The sequence below is a fragment of the Rheinheimera sp. B2H12 genome, assembly GCF_059620065.1.
This window is the reverse complement of sequence record NZ_CM184363.1, coordinates 154,512-175,899: the sequence shown is the minus strand read 5'-3', so window position 1 is coordinate 175,899 and position 21,388 is coordinate 154,512. Positions and strand designations below refer to the sequence as shown.

Genomic DNA, 21,388 nt, shown 5'->3' with positions numbered 1-21,388 from the left:
GATCATCTTCTGTCATCAGCCTGTCTTTTGCTTCCACTACAACTAAAGCATCGTCACCTTGGTGCTGCGGCAACTGCCGGTTGCACAGTATTGTAAAAAGCTTGCGCTGGAACAATACCAAACCAGGGGCGAACCGCTAGGATCAGCGCCGTTTAATTGCAGCCGATAAAGGATGATGATAATGAGCTCACAACATAAAGTCTATATTCCGGATACAGCCAAAGATAACCAGTATATTTTGGCCGAAATTCAGTTAAGCCAGGCGTTTTATGCCGCTTTTCCGGATGAACTCAGCTGTTATCAGCAGCTCAGCCAGCAGTTTTTTCGCCTGACGGAACAGGCTGGTTTACGCAATGTGCATTTTATTGCCAACGATAAACTGCCGGTGGTGCGGTTTCACACTGAAGCTTTCTGCTTTCAGACCTCAGATCAGATCCTGTTTTTTTATAACCCGGCTTATCATGAAGCGCAAAACAGCTATTTTGATGGCCAGTACCGCAGCCGAAAAATCAGTTTGTTATGTCTGGCCACCGGCAGCGATATCAGAGCTGAAGCCGCCCAATTTCACCGCAGCGTGCGCCAGGTGTTACAGGACTTTAAAGCCTTATTACCACTGGCCGATGTGCCAGTGAAAATCCGTGACCATCAGCATCTGTCCTATGATTTATTTGCCAAAGCCAAAGGCTGTAATAACAGTTATGGCTATAAATTGCGTTCACTGGCAGCCCGTTATCTGGCCAGAGACACCCTACTGCCGGCCGAACATCATGCGATGACCTATGCCGCCGCCACCCTGCCACTGAACCGGCAGTTAAAACAGCGGTTGCAACCTCAGCAGCAAGGGGATTACCGGCAGTTATATCAGAGCCTGCAACAATTACTGGTGGATGTGACAGCACCGCTGGAATTAAATCGACTGGCCTTTATAGCCGATGGCACCACACCCTTAGTCCGCAGCAGTTTGTTGGAAAAATCAAGACGCAGCAAAGAGTTACATATGCTGAATTTCGACCTGACCTCACCCAGACCACAATTATCCAGCCACTGGCAAGCCGAACACCTGGTAGAAAGCGCTCATTTGCTGATAGTGGCGGGTCAGGATGATATGGCGGAACTGGGCTACGGCCGTTTTATGAACAAAATTGAACAAAGCATGAAACAACTGGCACAGCAGCTGGGGCTGGACCCGGCCAGTACCGATCTGGTGATCCGGTTCCATCAACATATCAGCTATCAGTTGTAGGCTGAAGTATCCGGGCTGACGCCGTCAGCCCGGCCTGTTATTCTTCGTCTGCTAGCGGCAACTGCGCTAAGCGTGACGCTTCTTCGGTTTTGCTGGAGCTTTGCAGCAGTTGCTCCAGCACGGCCATTTCTTCTACCGTCAGCTCACGCCACTGGCCAACCGCCAGCCCAGCCAACCGCACGTGCATAATCCGCACCCGCTTTAATTTCGTCACATTAAAACCCAGGTATTCCGTCATCCGGCGGATTTGCCGGTTCAGACCCTGGCGTAAAATAATGCTGAAGGTATGGCGGGACTTTTGCGTCACCTGACAGGGCAAAGTGACAGTATCCAAAATTGGCACGCCAGCCGCCATTTTGCGGATAAAACCATCATGAATGGGTTTATCGACAGTCACCACATACTCTTTGTCGTGCGCATTGCCAGCCCGCAGAATTTTATTAACGATATCACCGTCATTGGTCAGAAAAATCAAACCTTCGGATTCTTTATCCAGCCGGCCGATCGGGAAAATCCGCTCTGGATACTTCAGCGCATCAACAATATTGCCTTTGATATGCAGCTCGGTGGTACAGGTGATCCCCACAGGTTTGTGGTAAGCCAGATAAACCCGTTTTGGTTTGTTCTGCAACGGTTTACCTGCCACTTCAACTTGATCAGCAGCACTGACTTTAGTTCCTACCAGCGCCACCTGGCCATTCACTTTGACCTGACCGGCCTCAATCAATTTGTCGGCTTCGCGTCTGGAGCAAAAACCTGTATCACTGATAAATTTATTTAAACGGTATAACACACTGGATCCAGTCAAAATCAGCTCACCTGCCACAGAAAAGTCGGCAAAGTTTAAGATGCCGCCCGGCTTTGAGCAAGCAAAGTCGGGAATTTTAGCGCTGAGCTCAGCGCAGTCACAGCTGTAGCAGACGTTCACCACAGATCAGGGCCTGACTGGTCAACTGCACCACTGAACCAAGTCCCTGTAATTGAAACTCACCACCTTCGCTGGAACATTGAGTCGCCTGCCAACGCTGGTCTGATTGTGGCATTTTGGCCTGCCAGTAAGGCAATAACGAGCAATGCGCTGAGCCCGTGGCCGGATCTTCATTAATGCCGATGCCAGGCGCAAAATATCTGAGCAGGTAACCAGGCGGCCCAGCCGTTGGCATGACGTCAGAGAGCGCTGTCACCAGCACTGCATGCCAGGGTAACTGACGCATCGCATGAAAATCTGGCTGATAAGCCCGTACCGCTGCGGCTGAGCTCAATTCCAGCACCAAATCACGGCCCACAGCGGCAGCTATGGTGAGCCCCTTGGTCACAGGTTGCGGTAATTCAGTGACTGCGATGGGCTGCAGCGCAAAACAGGGCAGTTGCAGACAAAAGCCGTTACTGGACCTTGCCACGGCAATATCACCATAAGCACTGAAAAATTGTAGCCTTGAGCACGCTGGTTGTTGCGCGAACAGCACCGCCGCCGCCGCGAGCGTGCCATGGCCACAGAGATTAATTTCCCGGGCTTGGGTAAACCAGCGGATCCCGTAGCCCCCGGCCACAGCCCGGACAAAAGCCGTCACCGGCTGTGCACTTTGCGCCGCCAGTTGCTGCAGTTGTGCCGAACTGAGTTCACTGCCAAATCCGGCAGTCAGCAACACCACGCCGGCCGGATTGCCGCCGGCAGGATGGGCACTAAAGGCCCGCACCAGCGTCAAGCGCAGCTCTGTGGGGACTGCTTTCACCTGCTACTCGGACCAAATCGCCAGTTGATTGCCACCTGGTTCAAGAAATTCAAAACGGCGGCCACCAGGGAAACTGAAAATATCTTTCACTACAACTGCACCCGCCGCTTGCACCGCAGCCAGGCTTTGCGCCAAATCATTGCTGTAAAGCACCACCAGCCCAGCGCCCTGCGCTGGCGTTGCCACCTGGTCGGCCCGATAAAAGCCGCCTTCCAGGCCAGCATCAAAAAATGCCAGGTAATCCGGGCCATAATCGACAAAACGCCAGCCAAACACCGCACTGAAAAACGCTTTACTGGCTGCCGGGTCCAAACTGGGTAACTCGAGGTAATTGATTTTATCCGGTCTTTGCATGGTCATTCCTTTTGCCGCATTGTTGGATATAACTGTTGCAAACGCTGGCAATTGGCCTGCAACAGTGGGGTTAAGACTGACAAATTCACATCTGCCAGTTGTTTCAAATAAAGACAACTTTTTGCCAGTTTCACTTTACCCAACCGGGTGATGATCTCTGCATCAACCTGCAGCTCACATCCGGCATATAAAGTCAGGCCCGTTTTACTGACAGCAAAACCGAGCAAAAAAGCATCACCTTCCCGGCCACTGGCATAACGATAATGATACTGACCAAAACCCACCATTTTGCCCGCCCACAGCCTGGGCTTACTGCCCGTCAATTGTTGCAGCAGTTGGCACAGCGCCAGGCAATCCTGTTGCTGGGTCGCTGGCAAGGGTGCCAGAAAATCAGCCAGCACAAATTCAGTCGCAGTGGTTGTCATCACGAGCTCCGGTTCGCTAAAGCTGTTTTAGCCTAACAAGGGCTGATAACAAAGGCAATGCAGGCAGTGATAACAAAAAACACAGGGAGGAAACAGCGGGGGGTGGGCAGGTAAGAGCGTTCAGGCCAGACAAAAACCATCAGGGGCACCTGAGTGCCCCTGACGATTGTGTTTGCGGTTGTAAGAACCTTTGCCTTTTTTCGGTTTCTCCACCTGACTGCGAAAAATCACACTGGTGACTAAAGCAGCCAGCGCATTATGCCGGACTGTGCCACGACCATGTTCGGTATTGGCCTGATGCTTGGTTTTTTTCATCACTTGCTCCTGATTAACATCCGCCGTATTGTAACAGCGACTGACCCCATCTCAAGCCTGCGAGCACAATTTTTCTGGCATCATTGCCTGTCACGCCCTGTCTGATGTGGCCCTGCCCGCCTGTGGAGATCTGATGCTGAAGTACCCGCATATTTTGTTTGATGCCGATGACACCTTGTTTCACTTTGATGCCTTTGCTGGCCTGCAACAGCTGTTCAGCCATTACCAGTTGCCGTTTGACCAGCCGGAGTTTCGCCGCTACCAGCAACTGAATCTGCCGTTATGGCAACAATATCAGGACGGCCTGATTAGCGCGACCGAGCTGCAACAGCGCCGCTTTGAACCTTATGCTCAACAGCTTGGGGTCAGCGCTTTACAACTGAATGCCGATTTCCTGCAAGCCATGACCAAACTTTGTACTTTATTGCCAGGCGCGCGCGAGTTACTGGACTTTCTGCACGGCAAAGCCCGGCTTGGTATTATCACGAATGGCTTTACCGCCATGCAGCAAGCCAGGCTAGAGCATTGTGGCGTGGCGGATCGCTTTGATGTGCTGGTGATTTCTGAAGAAGTGGGTGTGGCAAAACCAGATCCAGCTATTTTTGCCCATTGTCTGGAGAAACTGGGCGAGCCGGATAAAAGCCAGTTGTTGATGGTCGGTGATAATCCGCATTCTGATGTACTGGGCGCGCAAAATGCCGGTATTGCCAGTTGTTGGTTTAATCGGCATCAACTGCCGTTGCCTGCAGGTATTCAACCGACCTATCAGGTGCAATCGTTATTTGAAGTGCCGGCTTTACTGACCACAGGCTGAGTCTGCTGCTGTGCACTTTCGCGCTGCATCAGCAACAAGGTCAGATAAATTTTGGTCGGCAAGGATAAAATCAGCCCGAGCGCGCAGCAACCAGCGACGATGATAATGCCTGGCACGCCCATGCGTTCAGGCAGTTGCAAGCCTACCCAAAGATAATGACCGGACAAAATCAGTGCGATACCTGTTGTCATCAGCATTTTGAGCCAAAATAACAACGGATCTTTCACGACGCGACTGGTGCTTTGATTTGGTTGGCTCATCGGAGACCTCTGACCGACATGGCTGTCAACTCTGACTATAGCCCCCAACACCGGCATAAGCTTGATCCAACGCAAGCCCGCGTCTGATGCCAAAGATTTCAGCCCACGTCACAGGGCAGTAAACGAATCCAAGCACTGTCGGCGATGCCAAGTTCAAGGGCGGTCTGATAAAATGACTGACATAGCACAGGGTCCGGCGTTTGACTGCGCGCCAGCAACCAGCCATAACTCAAATCCGGCCCCACCACCAATGCCATACTGTAATCCGGCGTCAGTTTGACAATATTGTAGGCGCCATAAAAGGGTCCGAAAAATGACACTTTCAGCCGGCCTTGATCACTGCGGTCAACAAATTTAGCCACCCCTTCGGCTTGTTGCCACTCACCACTACTGGCATCCAGGCCTTTATTCAGCACTTTGACAGTCCCGTCCGCATTCATACTATACTCGGCACTGACTTGCGTCAGACCACGCTCAAAGCGATGATCCAGCCGTGCCACCTCATACCAGGTACCCAAATAGGATGTGAGTTCAAAGGGTTGCACCACTTTGACGCCTGCTGGGATGCCGGTACAACTACCCAGCAACAGTAGCAGTAATAAAAACCAGTTGTGCTTCATGTCGATGTTCCTGTGTTTTTTCAGTTGGATTGTCAGCAGGCGGCCTGGCTGCTTGATACGTTGCAACAACCATCTTGTATCACAACGACTGACTCACCGCATTTTATTGATATTTTTACTATATAAAACAATGAACTAAACAAAGAGCAAAAAACAACCATTGAATATTGATAATTATCGATATATAGTTTGATTAATCGCGATATACGGATATACACAGGAGCTATTTGATGAGCAAATCAGAACTGGATGAGATGATTAAAGCGTTATCGCACCCGGTAAGGCGCGACATTTTGCAATGGTTAAAAGAGCCAGAGCAGCATTTTGCAGATCAGGAACACCCGCTCAGTTTGGGGGTGTGCTGCGGCAAAATTGACCAAAAAACCGGCTTATCACAATCCACCGTATCCAGCCATTTGGCGACTTTGCAGCGCGCCGGTTTTATTCGCAGCAAAAAAGTTGGTCAATGGAGTTTTTTGTCGCGGGATGAAGAAGCTATCCAGGCTTTTTTAGCCCGCTTACAACAACAGTTATAACCTTTTTCAACCCGGAGCAGCCTTAAATGCCAAGTCCAACTTTGTTTGATCCGCTGTCGATTGGCAGCCTGACGTTAAAAAACCGTATTGTGATGGCACCGCTGACCCGCTGCCGCGCCAGTGCCGGCCGGGTGCCAAACGCGCTGATGGCCGATTATTACCGCCAGCGCAGCAGCGCCGGTCTGATTTTATCTGAAGCCACTTCAGTCACACCTATGGGAGTGGGTTATCCCGACACTCCTGGTATTTGGTCAGATGAACAGGTGCAAGGCTGGAAGCTGGTGACCGAAGCAGTCCATCAGCAAGGCGGACTGATTTTCCTGCAACTGTGGCACGTTGGCCGGATTTCAGATCCAGTGTATTTAAACGGCGCCACGCCAGTGGCCCCAAGTGCGGTCAAACCAGCCGGTCATGTCAGTTTGCTGCGGCCAATGAAAGATTTTGAAACGCCACGTGAGCTGACACTGGCTGAAATTACCGAAGTGGTCGCCGCTTACCGCCAGGGCGCGATCAATGCCAAAGCAGCCGGCTTTGACGGTGTGCATGTGCATGGCGCCAACGGTTATCTGCTGGATCAGTTCCTGCAGGACAGCACCAATCTGCGGCAGGATCAGTATGGCGGTTCACTGCAAAACCGGGCCCGTTTACTGCTGGAAGTGACAGACGCCTGTATTGACGTTTGGGGCAAAGACCGGGTTGCCGTGCATCTGGCGCCAAGAATGGACGCGCATGATATGGGTGATAGCCAACCGGCTGATACTTTTGGTTATGTCGCGCAGCAACTGGCACAACGGCAAATTGCCTTTATCTCAACCCGCGAACATGCCGCAGCCGATAGCCTGACACCACTACTGAAACAACAGTTTGGCGGCGTGGTGATTGCCAACGAACAATTTGATAAACAGACTGCCAACCAATGGCTGGCAGCAGGTAAAGCCGACGCCGTGGCTTTTGGTATCCCTTTTATTGCCAACCCGGATTTACCAGCGCGGCTGCAACAGGACGCGCCACTCAACCCTGCCCGCAAAGAATTGTTTTACGGCGCTGGCGCTGAAGGTTATACCGATTATCCGACCTTGACAGCATTGCGCTAAGTTGGCGCATTTAGCACAGTAATTCATACGCCAAAGGCAACACCAACAACAGGCCTGCGGCGTATCCCAACCACTGCAGACTTGGATGCCACTGTGGCTGAATAGCCCGAGAGGTTCTCAGCCCAACGCAAAGGCCCAACCAGCGCAACCAAGGTGGCAAATACCAAAATAGCGCAACAAAGCACACACAACCGCCGATGGTGAGCAACAATACGCCAAGAGGTTCCAATAGCGGTCCTAGCTGCCAAGGTGTCAACCACAGCGCGGCAACGATCAATATGGTTTGGTGCACCAGATACACCGGAAATACCATTTGATTCGCGTGTGCTAACCAAGGATGTGGTCGATTTAAATATCGCTGCGCCAGCGCTAATAGCCAACAAACCACCAAGATCGCCTGAATCGAATAACAAAAACTTAATGCGTACAGCCCTATACCCGACTGGTCCAGCCAAGCATAACCAACACAAATTAAGCAGGCATTCACACTAGAACACCAACCCAACCAGATTCGATGCCGGGGCAACTGCTGCCAAAAAATGGGTTGGCGTACCAATAAAAACCCTAGCACCATAAATAACAGCCCCTGACCGTCGCGCTCTGCATCGCTGTCCTGCCACAGACGATTTGCCAATAACAGGGCACTTATCCCAATAATCAACCACATCAAATGCAGACTAAACAATCGCTGAGTCCAGCACCGGATAAATGCCATGTTGAGTAATGGTGAGAGGAGAAGCAACCCCAGGGTGAAGTACCATAACGAGCGCAAAAACCATAGATGGTTGACGTCGACATGCGGCCACACACCGCTTTGAACATTGGCAAAGAGTGGATGTTCGGTCACCCAAAATGCTTGATAAAATTGCCAGTATGTCAGCGTAATCCCTTCTTTTTGCACCATTTCGGCATAAAGTTGCGGCGGAACAATCAGCCACAAGCCGATCAACAACGGCAACAACAGAAACAAGGAACGGCGCAGTACAAGCTGCAGAGCGTCGGACCAGCAACGACAGCGCTGTATTAACATCGCCAGCGCGAAACCAGCAATCAACCAGATTAAAGACATCCGCCACGGTGATACCAGCAGCATCAAGTATTCCAAACCTGATGACAGATACTGGCTTTTATAATGAAAATCCCAGTTCTGCACATACAACATGCCCGTGTGGTAGAAAATTAATAACACAAAAGCCAGACAGCGTAGCCAGTCTAGATCATATCGACGTTCACATCCGAGGTGTGTCATGCTTTCCTCCTTTTCAACACCTGTAGCAGTCTGTGTCAAAGCAGCGTTTAAACACAGCTTGGGATGGTTGACCGGTGGTAACAAGGGATAAAAGGCGGCTCATGGGGACGAATAACCGATTCATAAGTGCATTTCAAAAGTTTGATCAACATCCTTGGATTTACAGTTATCTGGGTTTTGGGCTGTATCTGCTCCTCAACAACGGTATTAACGCCAGTTCGGTGTGGTTGGAATATAGCCGAGACCCCGACCACAGCTTGCGCTGGTGGGAACCTTGGGTCTGGGAGTATACCAGTGCATGCAGTACTTTCTTGTTGCTCCCAATCTTAGTGTGGCTGTTTCGGCGTCTGCCGCTGCGCTTTGCAGGGTTAGCCACACAGTTGCTGTGGCACTTTTTAGCGAGCCTTGTCTTTTGTATCTGCCATGTGGCATTGATGGTCGGGCTGCGCAAAGTTATCTACAACCTACAGCAACTCAACTATGACTTTGGCCCTGTGTTACCGGAGTTTTTCTATGAATACCGCAAAGACGTTTGGGGCTATCTGTTTTTATTGCTGTTATTTCAGATGGCGCAGTTTATCTATCATCGGTTAAAAGGCGATGCCATGTTGATCGCCACCGAAAGTAACAAGGCATCAGACAACAAAGCAACCTCAACCACGACTGAAATCGCCGTACCAGAGCACTTTCTGGTGCGCAAGCTGGATAAAGAATTTCTGGTGAAAGTTGCCGATGTCGAGTGGCTGGAGGCAAGTGGTAACTACGTCAACTTATACTGTCAGGGCCGAATTTACCCACTGCGTGCCACGCTGGCGAATACGGTCCAACTATTGCAAGCGCAAGGATTTAGCCGCGTGCATCGCAGTCATGCGGTGAATCATCAGGCGATCCACAGTATTCGTTATGACAGCAGCGGCGATGGCGAAATTTTACTACACAGTGGAGACACCCTAGCCTTATCACGCCGCTATAAAGAAGCCTTTAAAAATCAGTTTCCGCCACCCTGTTAGCTGCAGCCTACAACTGCTGCTGGCCATCTTCTGTCAAACGGAAATATTGGCCTTGTTTGATCAATAACCCCTCTGAACTGCGCGGCGGAATGCTGCCGCGATAGTCGCGGGGATGGCGCACGCCAATCGCCAGCACTTTTTGCTGATACAAAGTTTTCACCCGCCATTGTGGCGCGTGGCCGACCACCACAGCCTTGGCGCCGAATTTTTGCAGCGGTGCTTCCACTTCGGCTTGGGTTAACTTGCCGTCAAAATAACCGCGATACCAGGCCGGGCCATGCCGGGTCGACACCAGCATCCTTTGTGCACTTTCATTGGGTTTGGGATAATACCCCTGCCGGTACTGCGCCCGGATCTGCTGATTTATTTGGGTTAAATCCAAATCCAGCGTCGCCAGCTTGGGATGCAGACCGCCATGCACAAACAAATGGCCATTGATCAGTTCGACGGTATTTTTGCTGGCCAGCCAGCGCCCCAATAAGGCATCCTCACCGAATAACGCCGCTTGCGATCGCCCTAACACAGTGGCGACAAACTGGTACTTTTTGGCCGCGCTCTGAAAATCGCCCTGCAAATTCTTAATTTCATGATTGCCAAGGATATAATGCAAGCGACCACCAGCCGCCAACGCCCGTTGTTCCAACTGATAAATAAACCACAGCACCTGAGTGGTCGAAACATCCCGATCGACAAAATCGCCCAGCAGCACCAGATGGCCGCGGCCAAAAATCCAATTCAGCTTGCTGTCGATCACCTGATGGCGGATTAAAAAACTGCGCAGCGTGGCAAAAGAGCTTTCGATATCAGACAACGCCAGAATAGGCTCGTGATCCTGATAGCTGACCGGCGGCGTGACAAAACTGCTGCTGATCTGCAGCGGAAAGGATTGATCATCCAGCGGAAAATACACCTCAGTCCGGATTGGCTGTGCCGGATCCAACCGCTGTTGCTGCAGATAAAAGCCGTTGTCGCCATCACCACGGATATGTTGCAGCAGCAAGCGCCCGTCCTGATAAAAAATATGCGGACCTTCATCGCCGACTTTATAAGCCCGCCGGTCATCACCATAGTCGATGTCAATGCCAAAGTAGCTGGCCAGCAGCAGCGCCAATAATGCCAGCAACAGCAGGGTGGCGAAAAAATGCTTTAGGTTCGTCAAAATTAAACGCATCACCCTACTCCTTGTTCAGAGATCATTTACCTATGTTGTTTCAGCACCCGCAAAATCTGCTGCGTTAACCAAAACAAGGCCAGACCCAGCCCGGTCGCCAACGGGATCAATGTCATCCCCAGCAGTTCCTGCTCCGGCGGGAAAGGCTCGGCTAAAAAAGCAATGGTCAGACTGTTGCCTTCGGCCATAGCCCAGACCCCGACCGCATCCGGTGTTAACGCCTTGGCACCGGCCAGAAACAGTAAACAAGCTGAGGTCAGAAAACCAAACAGCGCCATGCTGTAATACAAAGCGGTAGAAACGGTTTTTTTCACCTGCATAATGGCTTTAAAGCCCCGTGGCGGTGGTGCTCCTGTGGTGATATGCGCCACATACTGCGCAGCCAGTTGCCGTGGTTCACCAAAACCCTGCAAAATGGCCGCCGCATCCGCCGTCTGACCATTGGCTTGATGTTGTTCGATTAAATCGAAAATATGGCTTTCGATTTCCTGGATCACCTCGGTCGCTTCGGCTGGACTCAGTCTGGCCAGATAACGTTGTAACGTATTGAGGTATTGGTTGATCATTTGTCTCTGGTCCATATCAAACTCCTGTCGCTGGCATTAGGTCCGGCCCGGGATGAGCCAATAAATATTCGATATCCTGCACTGACTGCCGCCATACCCGGGTCAGTTGCTGTAACTTTTGCTGACCCTGGACGGTCAGCTGATAATACTTACGCGGTCTGATGTCGCCTTCCTGCACCCACTGCGCGTCCAGCAACTGCTCGCGCTTTAACCGGTCCAGCAGTGGATACAAAGTGCCTTCAGTGATGGCGGTACTTGGAAAACTCTGCAGCAACTTTAATAACTCCAGGCCATATAAAGTGCGCTGCTGCAATGCCGCCAGGATCACCAGCTCCAGCGTGCCTTTACGTAACTGAATTTCCCATTTCTGCTCTAATTGTTCTTCCGGCGCTGCCGGATCCTGCTTGTCAGTGCTCATGCCTTGGGCTCACTTTGTGTTTGCTACGAAATATACTTTGCATTACAAGGTATAACCTATAACATAGTATCCACGTTTGGCAAGGTTTAATTTGGTTAAAATTACCGCGCCGCTTTTGTGGCTGGCAGCAACGCAAAAACAGCAAACAATGTCATGTTAAGCTGGGTTAGATTGCAATTGCTGGTCAACAGCAGCAGGAGGAACAAGATGAAAGCACAGACATCAATGCAGTATCAGCAGCGGATGCAGCGGGTGATTGATTATATTTATCAGCACCTTGACGCCGATCTGACGTTAGAACAACTGGCGGAACAGGCCTGGATGTCACCGTACCATTTTCATCGGACCTACCGCCTGCTGGCAGCAGAACCAGTCAATATGACAGTCCGGCGGTTACGGCTGCAAGCGGCAGCTGGCCACTTGCTGCGCAGTGATCACAGTCTGCAGCAGATCGCACAACAGTTGCGTTATGGCAGTGCTGCTGCGCTGAGCCGGGCTTTTCGCAAACAATATGGCATCAGTCCGCAGCATTACCGCCAACAGAACCTGCCGGACAGTCAACCGAAGGGGTTTACCTACATGATGACTCAACCCAGTACACACCCAGAGATCCAAGAGTTCCCGATTGAAATTCAAGCATTTGAACAAGTGCAGTTGCTTGGATTGCCGCATCAGGGCGATTACCTTGGCATTGGCCAAACTTTCGATAAACTGACGATACAGGCTGGCGAAGCCGGCTTGCTGGGGCCAGACAGTCGCTTTTTTGGTTTGTATTATGATGACCCGCTGACAGTGGCAACAGCACAACTGAGAGCAATGGCCTGTGTCAGCGTGCCAGCGGAAGCGGAGTTGCCAGCAGCTCTGGCCGCCAGGCTGCAAAGATTAACCTTGCCGGCCGGCACTGTGGTCAGTCTGCTGTTTCAGGGCGATTATGCCAAGCTGGAACAACCATACAATTGGTTGTTTGGCCACTGGTTACCACAAAGCGGTGAAGAACTGGCCGACTTTCCGCCCTTTGAAGAGTATCTGAATGATGTGAAAGACACTGAGCCTGCTCAGTTGCTGACGCAGATGCGCAGTTATTTGCGGCGCTGACCCCCCCCGAGCTTACTGCACTGTTGCAGCAGTTCCCTGTTGAACGATACGAGGACTGCCGCAGCAGCGACTGTGAGCCTGTTAAGACCAGCCAACCCAACGTCCTTCACTGCCGTTCCCAGTCGGTACAAACTCAATTTTAACCAAGTCCAGTTGATACCAGGCACCTGTTAATAACGCCATCAGCCGGTTCTTTTTTGCGGACGAGTTATTGGCTGTCAGAAGATCATCTTCAGTTCTCATATTTTTCTTCTCATTTAATTTCATATCCCTTCGGCTGCGACCTGACTGGACACATAACGAAATAATTGTTTGATGTCGTTATCTGCAGCAATACTCTGGTAGACAGTGATAAACTCATGCTGCAATAAAGTATTATTCTGCTCCAGGGCAGCAATATCTGTCTCGGTTGGCGGCCTGCTCCATGCAGCTACCCAAGTATCGTCCGTCACATTTTGTTCATACAGTGTCATCGTTTGCTTTTCAGCCTGCGCTGTTTTCATGTTGTCCAGATTTTGTCGTGCCAGGATCAGTTGATCTTTTAACCTGCTCAGGTAAGCATAAACGGGCTCGAAGGTGGTGATAGCCGGCGTAGGTTGTTTGGCAAGCATTCGAATCTCAGCTTTAGAACCCTGCTGATACAGGTTGATTGCACTATCAGGTGGGATGGAAAAAGCTTTTTGCTGTACTTTTGCCAGTAATGCTGCGGCATAAACATCCTGTTTTGCCATGTTCTTAGCCAGCATGACAAAGGTTGGCAGCACTTTTACAGCATACTCAGACAACATCAGATTGGCTGAAGGATCCAGTTTATTGAGCATATTAATTCTGACCTGCGGTTGTGCCGCCAACCTGGTGGCAGCTACTCCAGTCGCGAAATATTGCAGATATAGCAGTTTTGGCTGATCTGTTTGCTGCCCTCCCGGTACTAAGTTTAACTGATCGTAAGCAAACCCCAGTGTAGCGAGAAACGAAGTCTGGTCGACATAATGTTTACTATCTTTTAACTGATACGACACAGGCAGCACGGCCACTTCTTTGCGGTTATAACCAAAAGTAAATTGCTCCGGCACCACTGCGGATACAGCAGACCAGTGAAGGTTGAGGCCCAGTGAGGTTTTAGTAGAAAATATCGCCGCACGCATCCGATGCCCCGCCAACGGATTGGTGTTATCCGTGTCAGACTTTGTGGGTGCAGCCGTCAGTTCCATGGCCGAGGTCGCCGTCGGATGACTGGCTGATGAACTATATAAACTGGCCATAGTCGCAGCAGCATCACCAGTTGCAAAGGTAGAACCTATCAGACCGGCATATAAACCATCATCTTCGGTTTTAAAGCTGGCTAACACGGGCAAGGTGGCACCGTTACTGAACTGCGGCGTGATCACCCCTTCATCTCTGGACGCATCAATAGCAGCAACTGGCGGCTGATTGCCCACTTCCAGACCCCGATTCGTTTTGGTATAAAAGATAGTGGAATCAACGCCGACACAGCCGTACTGCACCGCAAGACCGCAGATGGCAATAACGACTGCTAGATATCGGTCATTCAACATGATCACAGACTCCCTTCGCATTAAATTGATCAGATATATCTTCATTGATTTTGACATTTATCAGATCGGCGTTTGGCCAAAGTAGGCACAACTGCTTATCATCACTGAGATCCAGGATGGTCTGTTCACTATAACCGACACTCAACTGACCGCCTTCCCGCAAAGTACCGGCTGAGATGCCGTAGGTGTTAACCTGATGTATTACCACCTGACCGGCATTGGCAGCTGGTACCCGCATTGTAACGTGGGTCAACCCAAACACATGCACAGTCTGACTGTTGTTGTCGTAATAGGTAACTGAACAAGACGAAGAGAAAATGGCAAGCAAACCAAAGGCATAACGGACCAGTATTCGCCGATTCCAGTGCTGTATCCAATTACTTTGCGCCATTCCATGCTTATTACCAATCTGAACCTGAAGAAAAAATAGCCGCAACCTGGCAAATGTCAAATGCCTGCCAAGGCACCTCTGCAGCCTGTTTCCTGCGATCGCGCTGATACTGCCCTGACAGTTGACCCTTGCTAACAACAATGGCAGCAGCACGGCATAAAACGCGATAGAAGACGCGACTATCATCGCGCTGCTTAGCAGTACCGATACCACAGTGCTCGATATCGCCATGAACGTGGGCGTTAATGCCAAATCATCGTTTGACACGGCGTTTAAAAAAGAAACCCAACTGACGTCACTGCAATACCGCCAGCAACGTCTGCCAAAACAGGCGCTGCCTCAGTCTGATCAATAAGCAGTCACGCCAGTTCGCGTGACTGCTGCCGCTGTCGGGTGGCAAATCCTCGCTGCCTGCGCTTTATTAGCGCTTCGCCGAACGGCACTCGCGCGCGGCGGTTTTCCAGTCGAACCAGGAATTGTAGGCGTACTGGCCGCCCAGATAAATCACTAACCGGCCATCCTGACTGACACGAAAGCCGGCCGCACCGTCGGCGCCACGACCATCCGGTAAGGTGGAACTGCCGACCGTGGTTTGTGCCACTGGGACAGTATTGGTACTGACACTAAACTCACCCTGCGCACTGAACGCTGCCGGATAAGCTTTGACGAAATTCTGGCCCGAATTCGCCCCACAGACAGTTTCGCCAGTGTAAGTGTGCACCACAAACCACTGCTGGTTACTGTCCTGCACCAATTGCGCATTCTGACCCAGACTCTTGCCACAACCGGTATTGGCCGGCGACTGATACTGGTTCATCAACCGAAAGGCGTTCAAATCCAGTTCGCCCTGGCGTGACGTGCCAAGTTGAAACAAATCGGCAGTTTTAGCGCGATAAGCGCTGCCGGTGGCTTTGTTCATATTGTGCAGCATCAGCCATTGGTACTCGCCTTGTTGCGCCAGCCAGACATCGGTGATCTGATCCAGTTGTTGTTGCTCTAACCCCACCAGCTCCACAGTCTGGCCATTCTGGCTAAACTGGTGCACCCTGACTTTGCGCTGATTTTCTGAAGCCACCAGCAAATAACCGCGCTCGGGCACACCGGCCGCCGGTAACCAGGCAATACCCGACGGATGTTGCTCGCTAAAATAGATTTTATGCTGCAGTGGCAAGGTCACATCGGCGCCAATCACATCAGTACCCGGCTGAAAATGCTGCGCCGCCAGCTTAAAGGCTAGCAACTGGCCCTGATCGCCGTTGCCGGTTTCAGAATGGCTGACAAAAGCCAGCGCCGAACCATCCGGCCAGCGGTGACTGAGCGTCATTGACTGATGATGATCACTGATTTCAAACACATGGTCTTGCTCGGTATCCAGGGTAAAATTCTGGCAATTGGCAGCTAAGCTCTGCAGGGTCTGGCCAATAGGACTATTCAAGCGGACGGACGCGACCGCTTGGCTGGCTGGTAACAAGGTACTGGCCACACATAGCGCCAACAGCGCGGCGACTGGTTTCATCTTCAACTTCATATCTGCTCCTGTTTAATCGATGGATGTCTGCTGCCGTGCTGACAACACGGCAGGCAATGACAGAACAAAGCAGCCCGGCAGATATTTCAGCGGATGGCTAAGCTTCATCAAAACTTCATCTGGCAGCGGCAAAATGCCGCTCGGCAGCAAACGCAGGAAGTCATTTGTCTAAAAAACAGTCAATCGATAAAAAAACTTGCTTGGCACTGAAAAATCCAGCGTGCTGGATTGTCTTGGGGGCAGGATAAGTTTCAGAGCAACAGCATGCTGGCATCATCAACTATTGAACAGCTCAAACCGCAGCAAGCCACCACAGCCAGCAGGCTAAGAAGTGACCCATTGACCATACAGGCAGCGCTCAGTCGGCTTTATCAGCAACATGCCGGCAATTTGATCCGTTATTTACAACGTAATTATGGTTTCGGCCCGCCAGAGCCGGAAGATACAGTGCAGGATGTGTTCACCAAGTTTGGCAGTTGTGCTGACTGGCAACAGATTGAAAACCCGAAAGCTTATCTGTACAAAATGGCCGTCAATCAGACACTGAATGCGCTGAAAAGACAGCGCCAGCTGAGTGGTTTTCTGCAGCAACAGCTGGTGCTGGAAGAAGAGCCGCTGGATGAACTTGGCCCGGAACAACTGACGGCCAAAGCCGATCAACTAAAGCAACTGGATGGTGCCATGGCGCTGTTGTCGGACAAACAAAAAGACATTCTGATCCGAAGCCGGCTGAAGGGTCAAACCTATGCCGAAATAGCCACCGCCACCGGCTGGAGTCAGGCTGATATTTGCCGACAATTATACGCCGCCCTGTCGGTCCTGCAGCAAGCCAGATAACAAGTGAAAGCCTGATGACAACCGAACCGCAACAACCGGCTGAACACAACCCGGACACCCCACCAGCCCAAGCGCTGCAATGGCTGGTTAGATCCCAGTCCGGCGCTTTTAGCAAACCACAACAACAAGAACTGCAGCAGTGGCTGGCGCAATCCCCAGCCCATCAGCAAGCGTTTTTGCAGGCCCGGCAGTTATGGCAGGATACCGGCCTGACCGATACGCTGATTTTTGCGCCCCAGATGCAGCAGGCACCAGCACAGCGCTCCTTCTGGCAATCACTGCGACATGGCTGGCAACAGCTGACAGAGCAAATGAGCCCGTGGCATGTCGCCGTCACCGCCTGTCTTGGTTTATTTTTCACCACTTTGCTGCTGCTCGGTGGCCTGCTGCCACCAGCCGAACCCGACAGTCAGCTCTACCAGTCCAGCTATCAAGGCAATCGCCAGATAACCTTGCCGGATGGTTCTGTGCTCAGTCTGAGCGGCCATACTGAAGTACTGGTCCGTTTCAGCGCCGCACAACGGGCTGTGCAGTTGCATTATGGCGCCGCCCATTTTCAGGTGGCCAAAGACAGCGCACGGCCTTTTGTCGTCACGGCCGATCAACTGCAGGTCCGGGCTGTAGGCACGGCTTTTAGCGTGCGGCGCGAGGCTGACATTATGGTGGCCGTGGATGAAGGTGTCGTCGCCGTCAGCAGCCAGGACCTGGCACCGATGCAACCCCCTCGCTTACAACAAGGGCAACAAATCCACTTTTCAGCACGTCATGGTTTTAGCGAAATCAGCACTTACCATGCCGCCAGCGCTCTGAGCTGGCGCAGTGGTCGCCTCCGGTATCAGCAGACACCACTGGCTGAAGTATTGGCTGAGGTCAATCGTTACCGGCAAACGCCGATCAAACTGGCCGATGCCAGCCTGGCACAACTGCCGATCACTGCCACTTTTGCCATCGACCAGTCCGAGCTGTTGCTGGACGGTTTACAAGTAACGCACCAGTTGAAAATCCGTCAGGATCAAACCGGACTTTGGTTATCACGCTAACATGGCTGCGACAAGCGCCCCTCAGTCCGCACTGAGGGTCGTTCCGCAAAAAAATAGCTGATGTGTGAGTGGCAGCCATATTGTTGTCATACTTGTCGCTTAAGTTCTGTCGCACCTGTTGCAGACCCCAGAAGCGACGCTGTTGAAGCCCTTGCCTGTTGTTTTGTCCCTGTTGCTGTTGGCTGCGGCCAGTCCTGACATCTACCCGCAAACTTTGCCAGCATCGCTGCCAAATCAGCAGTTTTCGCTGCAGATCCCAGCCGCACCACTGGCTGAAGCCCTGCAACAACTGGCCAGCCAAACCGGCTATGCCCTGGTCGCCGCAGATCAGTTACCAGCCCAGCCAAGCCCGGCACTGCAAGGTAAATGGACGTTGCAGGCAGCGTTGCAGCGGCTGCTCGCTGCCAGTGGCCTGCAGGCCCAGTTACAACCCGGGCTGATTTTGATCCTGCCAACGGCCAGCAAACCAGCTGCGGCGGCCGCGAACACAGCGGATACTAAAGTCAGGGCAGAACATATCGTGGTCCAAGGCCAGGCGCCCTTATTAGCGGCGGCGCTGGACGAACAAGCCAGGCAGGGCCTGGCCACCGACATCGTCTTTGCGGCAGAACTCGCCACTTTACCCCAACTGAATCTGGGTGATGCGCTGCAAAGTTTACCCGGGCTGGTGGCGGAAAAAGACAATGGCCAAACCAGACAACTGGGCTTACGCGGGCTGGGTCCGGAGTTTGTTCAGGTGCAAATTAATGGCGTTGATACTTTAGCCAGCTTTAATTCAGTGTTTGATCATCGTGGCTCCGCCGAGCGCAGCCGCAATGTCGATTTTAATCTGTTTTCGTCGGCATTATTTCAGCAGCTCAGCCTGCGTAAAAGCTATCAGGCCAGCCAGAGCGAAGGCGGCATTGCCGGCACTATTGAGCTGCACACTGCCGAACCCTTGTCGGAACCCACTGCCAAAGCTCAGTTTGGGTGGTCAGGTCACTACAACAGTCTGAGTGCAACCACCTCACCTGGTTGGCAGCTCGCCCTGTTCAGTGGCGGCAAGCAGCTGGCCGGCATGCTGCTATTGGATTATCAGCAAAGTGATCAGATTGAAACGGGTTACCGCGACTGGGGTTGGCGTGCTTTTAACCGCCAGGCCGCCAGCACTTTAGCACCGGATTTAGCCGCACTGTTGCAAAGCGGCCAGTTGATTGGCCCGACTGTGACTTCGGCAACACTGGCCAATCGCCAGCAACAACGGCTCGGACTGAACGCCAGTTGGCAATGGCAGCCCAATGCCGACACTGAATGGCGCTGGACCCATATCGCCGGTCAACTGAAAAGTACCGATCAGGAATATAATCTGGCCAATCTGCAAAGCCAGCGCTTCAGCGCCCTGGCAGTGGATGAGTTTAGCACTGTGCGTTATGGCAAAGCTGAGCACACCAATATCCGCAGTGAAGCCAAACTGGCGGCGGCGCAAACCGAGGTGCTGCACAGCAGCCTGGCTATGCGCCTGGTGCCACAGCCAAACCAGCTGTATCGAGCCGATCTCAGTCTTAGTCAGTCGGACTTTCAGAGCCCGTTGCATGATAAAATTTTTCTGCAAGCGCCCGGCCATAGCTACAGTTATGATTTCCGGCCAAACCGGCGCAGCCCGCTGCGGCAGTATGATGTGGACCTCAGCGAACCTCAGCTCTGGCAACTGCACCGCGCCGATGTGCGGGAAGATCAATTACTGAACCGGCAGTGGCAAGCCAATGTCAGCGCTCGCTTTGGAACTGTGCCGGCAGCACTGACGCTGGGCGCGCAGCTAAAAAGCTTCAGCTCCGAAGGGTTTGAGCGGCGCGACGATGTGCGCGATCTCAATGCACTGCAACTGCCTTTTGTCAGCGCCACCCCAGCCTGGCGGCTGCCACAGCCAATGCTGGTGGCTGATGTCGAACAAACCTTGGCCACAGTGCTGGCACAAGGCCTGTCTGGCCGCATCTCAGGCCAGCCGTTTGCGCGCGAATTAACGGCGCTGAGCAATAAACCCGGTACCAGCTTCACAGTGCAGGAACAACAATGGGCGCTGTACGGCAGCTATCAGTGGACAGCTGCCAACTGGCAAGCCGATGCCGGGCTGCGTGTTGTGCAGGATCAGACTGAGCGGCAAGGCGATCAAGGGCCGACGCCAGCTCTGCCGGGCACAGCAAGCCGGCTGACTCAACGCCAGCAACACTGGTTACCCAGCCTGCAACTCACCGTCGATGTCAGCGAGCGATGGACATTGCGCGCCGCAGCCAGCCGGAATCTGACCAGACCAGGCCTCAGTCAGCTGCGGGCCAGTACAGAAATCAGTATTGCCGATAATAAAGTGGAACAAGGCAATCCAGAGCTGCAGCCAGTGCTGGCGGATGCGCTGGATCTAAGCCTCGCTTATCAGTTGGATGCAATCAATAACCTGTCGCTGACACTGTTTCAGAAAAAATTACAGCATTTTATTGTCACGGACAGCCAGTTGCTCAGCTATGCGGCGCTGGGTTTACCAGCAGAGTTGCTGACGCCGGATCGGCAAGGCGAACTGTTCACTCTGTCTAAACCGGTGAATCAAGCGGCCGCACAGTTGCGCGGGCTGGAGCTGGCCGGCCGTTATCAGTGGCCGCAGGGGTTTGGTGTGCTGGCTCATCTCAGCAGAGTCAGTGGCGATACTGAATACCCGCTTGATCAGCAACAACTGCGCGGGCCACTACCGGCGCTATCCCGTTATTCCGGCCAGCTCAGTTTGTATTGGCAATCACCTCGCGCTGGTGCCCGCCTGGTTGGCAGCTATCGCGATCAATACATCACCGACAGCGATGTGATCAATGGTTTTATCGGCGTGCGGCCGCTGCTGTTTGTCGATGCCTCGGCCTATTACCAGGCCAGTAACGACCTTCGGCTGTCGCTGGCACTGCTGAATGTGACCGATCAGGCCATTGATATGTTTGCCGGCCTAGAGCCAAACCGTCCGCTGGTGTTCACCCGCTCTGGCCGCAGCCTGCAGCTTGACTTGCAACTGCAGTTTTAACCTGCCCTTTGTCACTGCGGCTGCCGTGCTGCGACGTCGCAATATGAAACTTTGATGAATCTGCCGGTTTGGCTGAAAAACCTGTACCGCCTGATTGTC

Annotated in this window: 24 protein-coding genes; 9 read left to right on the top strand and 15 right to left on the bottom strand. The window is 52.3% G+C overall.

The window, feature by feature from the left end; all coding sequences use genetic code 11:
- Positions 1-181 precede the first annotated feature (181 nt).
- Positions 182-1,243 (top strand): DUF3083 family protein, encoded by a 1,062-nt coding sequence (locus AC53GJ_RS00825; RefSeq protein ID WP_496730653.1) that lies wholly within the window; start codon positions 182-184, stop codon positions 1,241-1,243.
- A gap of 37 nt (positions 1,244-1,280) precedes the next feature.
- Here AC53GJ_RS00825 and rluF read toward each other — a convergent pair whose 3' ends face one another.
- The 5 genes from rluF to AC53GJ_RS00800 all read right to left on the bottom strand — a co-directional run bounded on the left by rluF (position 1,281) and on the right by AC53GJ_RS00800 (position 4,070).
- A complete protein-coding gene (gene rluF, locus AC53GJ_RS00820) occupies positions 1,281-2,036 on the bottom strand; it encodes a 23S rRNA pseudouridine(2604) synthase RluF (RefSeq protein ID WP_496730652.1) in 756 nt (251 codons plus the stop codon).
- 112 nt (positions 2,037-2,148) lie between these two features.
- Complete coding sequence (locus AC53GJ_RS00815; protein ID WP_496730651.1) at positions 2,149-2,976, bottom strand: PhzF family phenazine biosynthesis protein; 828 nt, start codon at positions 2,974-2,976, stop codon at positions 2,149-2,151.
- 3 nt (positions 2,977-2,979) lie between these two features.
- On the bottom strand, positions 2,980-3,330 hold the full coding sequence (locus AC53GJ_RS00810) for a VOC family protein (protein WP_496730650.1): 351 nt from the start codon (positions 3,328-3,330) through the stop codon (positions 2,980-2,982).
- Positions 3,331-3,332: 2 nt separating this feature from the next.
- Positions 3,333-3,755, bottom strand: coding sequence for a DUF1801 domain-containing protein (locus AC53GJ_RS00805; protein WP_496730649.1), 423 nt, complete (start codon positions 3,753-3,755; stop codon positions 3,333-3,335).
- 120 nt (positions 3,756-3,875) lie between these two features.
- Positions 3,876-4,070, bottom strand: coding sequence for a ribosome alternative rescue factor ArfA (locus tag AC53GJ_RS00800; RefSeq protein ID WP_496730648.1), 195 nt, complete (start codon positions 4,068-4,070; stop codon positions 3,876-3,878).
- A gap of 133 nt (positions 4,071-4,203) precedes the next feature.
- Here AC53GJ_RS00800 and yjjG point away from each other — a divergent pair, with 133 nt between their 5' ends.
- Positions 4,204-4,884 (top strand): pyrimidine 5'-nucleotidase, encoded by a 681-nt coding sequence (yjjG, locus tag AC53GJ_RS00795; RefSeq protein ID WP_496730647.1) that lies wholly within the window; start codon positions 4,204-4,206, stop codon positions 4,882-4,884.
- On the opposite strand, the gene AC53GJ_RS00790 is transcribed toward yjjG, so the two are convergent.
- Positions 4,836-5,144: a hypothetical protein gene (locus AC53GJ_RS00790; RefSeq protein WP_496730646.1), complete on the bottom strand. Its 309-nt coding sequence runs from the start codon at positions 5,142-5,144 to the stop codon at positions 4,836-4,838. The two genes, yjjG and AC53GJ_RS00790, sit on opposite strands and share 49 nt — an antisense overlap.
- A 98-nt stretch (positions 5,145-5,242) precedes the next feature.
- Positions 5,243-5,764, bottom strand: a complete 522-nt coding sequence (locus AC53GJ_RS00785; RefSeq protein ID WP_496730645.1) for a lipocalin family protein — start codon at positions 5,762-5,764, stop codon at positions 5,243-5,245.
- A 230-nt stretch (positions 5,765-5,994) separates the two neighbouring features.
- Here AC53GJ_RS00785 and AC53GJ_RS00780 point away from each other — a divergent pair, with 230 nt between their 5' ends.
- A complete protein-coding gene (locus AC53GJ_RS00780) occupies positions 5,995-6,300 on the top strand; it encodes an ArsR/SmtB family transcription factor (RefSeq protein ID WP_496730644.1) in 306 nt (101 codons plus the stop codon).
- A 26-nt stretch (positions 6,301-6,326) separates the two neighbouring features.
- Positions 6,327-7,394, top strand: coding sequence for an alkene reductase (locus AC53GJ_RS00775; RefSeq protein ID WP_496730642.1), 1,068 nt, complete (start codon positions 6,327-6,329; stop codon positions 7,392-7,394).
- A 10-nt stretch (positions 7,395-7,404) separates the two neighbouring features.
- Here the strand turns inward: AC53GJ_RS00775 and AC53GJ_RS00770 are convergent, their stop codons facing one another.
- The gene (locus AC53GJ_RS00770; protein ID WP_496730641.1) at positions 7,405-8,583 is read right to left on the bottom strand and encodes an acyltransferase family protein; all 1,179 of its coding nucleotides are present in this window, start codon (positions 8,581-8,583) and stop codon (positions 7,405-7,407) included.
- A gap of 494 nt (positions 8,584-9,077) precedes the next feature.
- Between AC53GJ_RS00770 and AC53GJ_RS00765 the strand changes: the two genes are divergently transcribed.
- Positions 9,078-9,653, top strand: a complete 576-nt coding sequence (locus tag AC53GJ_RS00765) for a LytR/AlgR family response regulator transcription factor (protein ID WP_496730640.1) — start codon at positions 9,078-9,080, stop codon at positions 9,651-9,653.
- A gap of 7 nt (positions 9,654-9,660) precedes the next feature.
- Here the strand turns inward: AC53GJ_RS00765 and AC53GJ_RS00760 are convergent, their stop codons facing one another.
- Genes AC53GJ_RS00760 through AC53GJ_RS00750 form a run of 3 tightly spaced genes read right to left on the bottom strand, consistent with a single transcriptional unit; the run spans position 9,661 to position 11,808 of the window.
- Positions 9,661-10,824: a metallophosphoesterase gene (locus AC53GJ_RS00760; RefSeq protein ID WP_496730639.1), complete on the bottom strand. Its 1,164-nt coding sequence runs from the start codon at positions 10,822-10,824 to the stop codon at positions 9,661-9,663.
- A gap of 26 nt (positions 10,825-10,850) precedes the next feature.
- A complete protein-coding gene (locus AC53GJ_RS00755; protein WP_496730638.1) occupies positions 10,851-11,405 on the bottom strand; it encodes an HAAS signaling domain-containing protein in 555 nt (184 codons plus the stop codon).
- A 1-nt stretch (position 11,406) separates the two neighbouring features.
- A complete protein-coding gene (locus AC53GJ_RS00750; RefSeq protein ID WP_496730637.1) occupies positions 11,407-11,808 on the bottom strand; it encodes a PadR family transcriptional regulator in 402 nt (133 codons plus the stop codon).
- 207 nt (positions 11,809-12,015) lie between these two features.
- Here AC53GJ_RS00750 and AC53GJ_RS00745 point away from each other — a divergent pair, with 207 nt between their 5' ends.
- Positions 12,016-12,903 (top strand): AraC family transcriptional regulator, encoded by an 888-nt coding sequence (locus tag AC53GJ_RS00745; RefSeq protein ID WP_496730636.1) that lies wholly within the window; start codon positions 12,016-12,018, stop codon positions 12,901-12,903.
- 81 nt (positions 12,904-12,984) lie between these two features.
- Here the strand turns inward: AC53GJ_RS00745 and AC53GJ_RS00740 are convergent, their stop codons facing one another.
- The 4 genes from AC53GJ_RS00740 to AC53GJ_RS00725 all read right to left on the bottom strand — a co-directional run bounded on the left by AC53GJ_RS00740 (position 12,985) and on the right by AC53GJ_RS00725 (position 16,378).
- Positions 12,985-13,170 (bottom strand): hypothetical protein, encoded by a 186-nt coding sequence (locus AC53GJ_RS00740; RefSeq protein WP_496730635.1) that lies wholly within the window; start codon positions 13,168-13,170, stop codon positions 12,985-12,987.
- Positions 13,167-14,459, bottom strand: a complete 1,293-nt coding sequence (locus AC53GJ_RS00735) for a hypothetical protein (protein ID WP_496730634.1) — start codon at positions 14,457-14,459, stop codon at positions 13,167-13,169. Before AC53GJ_RS00735 ends, AC53GJ_RS00740 begins: the two co-directional genes overlap by 4 nt.
- Complete coding sequence (locus AC53GJ_RS00730) at positions 14,449-14,850, bottom strand: hypothetical protein (protein ID WP_496730633.1); 402 nt, start codon at positions 14,848-14,850, stop codon at positions 14,449-14,451. Before AC53GJ_RS00730 ends, AC53GJ_RS00735 begins: the two co-directional genes overlap by 11 nt.
- 421 nt (positions 14,851-15,271) lie before the next feature.
- Positions 15,272-16,378 carry a hypothetical protein gene (locus tag AC53GJ_RS00725; protein WP_496730632.1) on the bottom strand — a complete coding sequence of 369 codons (1,107 nt, stop codon included), beginning with the start codon at positions 16,376-16,378 and terminating at the stop codon, positions 15,272-15,274.
- Between the two features lie 264 nt (positions 16,379-16,642).
- Between AC53GJ_RS00725 and AC53GJ_RS00720 the strand changes: the two genes are divergently transcribed.
- From AC53GJ_RS00720 to AC53GJ_RS00710, 3 genes are all read left to right on the top strand, one after another.
- Positions 16,643-17,215 (top strand): RNA polymerase sigma factor, encoded by a 573-nt coding sequence (locus AC53GJ_RS00720; protein ID WP_496730631.1) that lies wholly within the window; start codon positions 16,643-16,645, stop codon positions 17,213-17,215.
- Positions 17,216-17,229: 14 nt separating this feature from the next.
- Positions 17,230-18,255 (top strand): FecR family protein, encoded by a 1,026-nt coding sequence (locus AC53GJ_RS00715; RefSeq protein ID WP_496730630.1) that lies wholly within the window; start codon positions 17,230-17,232, stop codon positions 18,253-18,255.
- A gap of 142 nt (positions 18,256-18,397) precedes the next feature.
- The gene (locus AC53GJ_RS00710) at positions 18,398-21,289 is read left to right on the top strand and encodes a TonB-dependent receptor (protein ID WP_496730629.1); all 2,892 of its coding nucleotides are present in this window, start codon (positions 18,398-18,400) and stop codon (positions 21,287-21,289) included.
- Positions 21,290-21,388: the final 99 nt, after the last annotated feature.

Coding starts and splice junctions, on each gene's coding strand:
- AC53GJ_RS00825 (WP_496730653.1), top strand. CDS start 182: ATGAGCTCACAACATAAAGTCTATATTCCGGATACAGCCAAAGATAAC.
- AC53GJ_RS00810 (WP_496730650.1), bottom strand. CDS start 3,330: ATGCAAAGACCGGATAAAATCAATTACCTCGAGTTACCCAGTTTGGAC.
- AC53GJ_RS00805 (WP_496730649.1), bottom strand. CDS start 3,755: ATGACAACCACTGCGACTGAATTTGTGCTGGCTGATTTTCTGGCACCC.
- AC53GJ_RS00800 (WP_496730648.1), bottom strand. CDS start 4,070: ATGAAAAAAACCAAGCATCAGGCCAATACCGAACATGGTCGTGGCACA.
- yjjG (WP_496730647.1), top strand. CDS start 4,204: ATGCTGAAGTACCCGCATATTTTGTTTGATGCCGATGACACCTTGTTT.
- AC53GJ_RS00790 (WP_496730646.1), bottom strand. CDS start 5,144: ATGAGCCAACCAAATCAAAGCACCAGTCGCGTCGTGAAAGATCCGTTG.
- AC53GJ_RS00785 (WP_496730645.1), bottom strand. CDS start 5,764: ATGAAGCACAACTGGTTTTTATTACTGCTACTGTTGCTGGGTAGTTGT.
- AC53GJ_RS00780 (WP_496730644.1), top strand. CDS start 5,995: ATGAGCAAATCAGAACTGGATGAGATGATTAAAGCGTTATCGCACCCG.
- AC53GJ_RS00775 (WP_496730642.1), top strand. CDS start 6,327: ATGCCAAGTCCAACTTTGTTTGATCCGCTGTCGATTGGCAGCCTGACG.
- AC53GJ_RS00765 (WP_496730640.1), top strand. CDS start 9,078: ATGGTCGGGCTGCGCAAAGTTATCTACAACCTACAGCAACTCAACTAT.
- AC53GJ_RS00760 (WP_496730639.1), bottom strand. CDS start 10,824: ATGCGTTTAATTTTGACGAACCTAAAGCATTTTTTCGCCACCCTGCTG.
- AC53GJ_RS00755 (WP_496730638.1), bottom strand. CDS start 11,405: ATGGACCAGAGACAAATGATCAACCAATACCTCAATACGTTACAACGT.
- AC53GJ_RS00750 (WP_496730637.1), bottom strand. CDS start 11,808: ATGAGCACTGACAAGCAGGATCCGGCAGCGCCGGAAGAACAATTAGAG.
- AC53GJ_RS00745 (WP_496730636.1), top strand. CDS start 12,016: ATGAAAGCACAGACATCAATGCAGTATCAGCAGCGGATGCAGCGGGTG.
- AC53GJ_RS00740 (WP_496730635.1), bottom strand. CDS start 13,170: ATGAAATTAAATGAGAAGAAAAATATGAGAACTGAAGATGATCTTCTG.
- AC53GJ_RS00735 (WP_496730634.1), bottom strand. CDS start 14,459: ATGTTGAATGACCGATATCTAGCAGTCGTTATTGCCATCTGCGGTCTT.
- AC53GJ_RS00730 (WP_496730633.1), bottom strand. CDS start 14,850: ATGGCGCAAAGTAATTGGATACAGCACTGGAATCGGCGAATACTGGTC.
- AC53GJ_RS00725 (WP_496730632.1), bottom strand. CDS start 16,378: ATGAAGTTGAAGATGAAACCAGTCGCCGCGCTGTTGGCGCTATGTGTG.
- AC53GJ_RS00720 (WP_496730631.1), top strand. CDS start 16,643: ATGCTGGCATCATCAACTATTGAACAGCTCAAACCGCAGCAAGCCACC.
- AC53GJ_RS00715 (WP_496730630.1), top strand. CDS start 17,230: ATGACAACCGAACCGCAACAACCGGCTGAACACAACCCGGACACCCCA.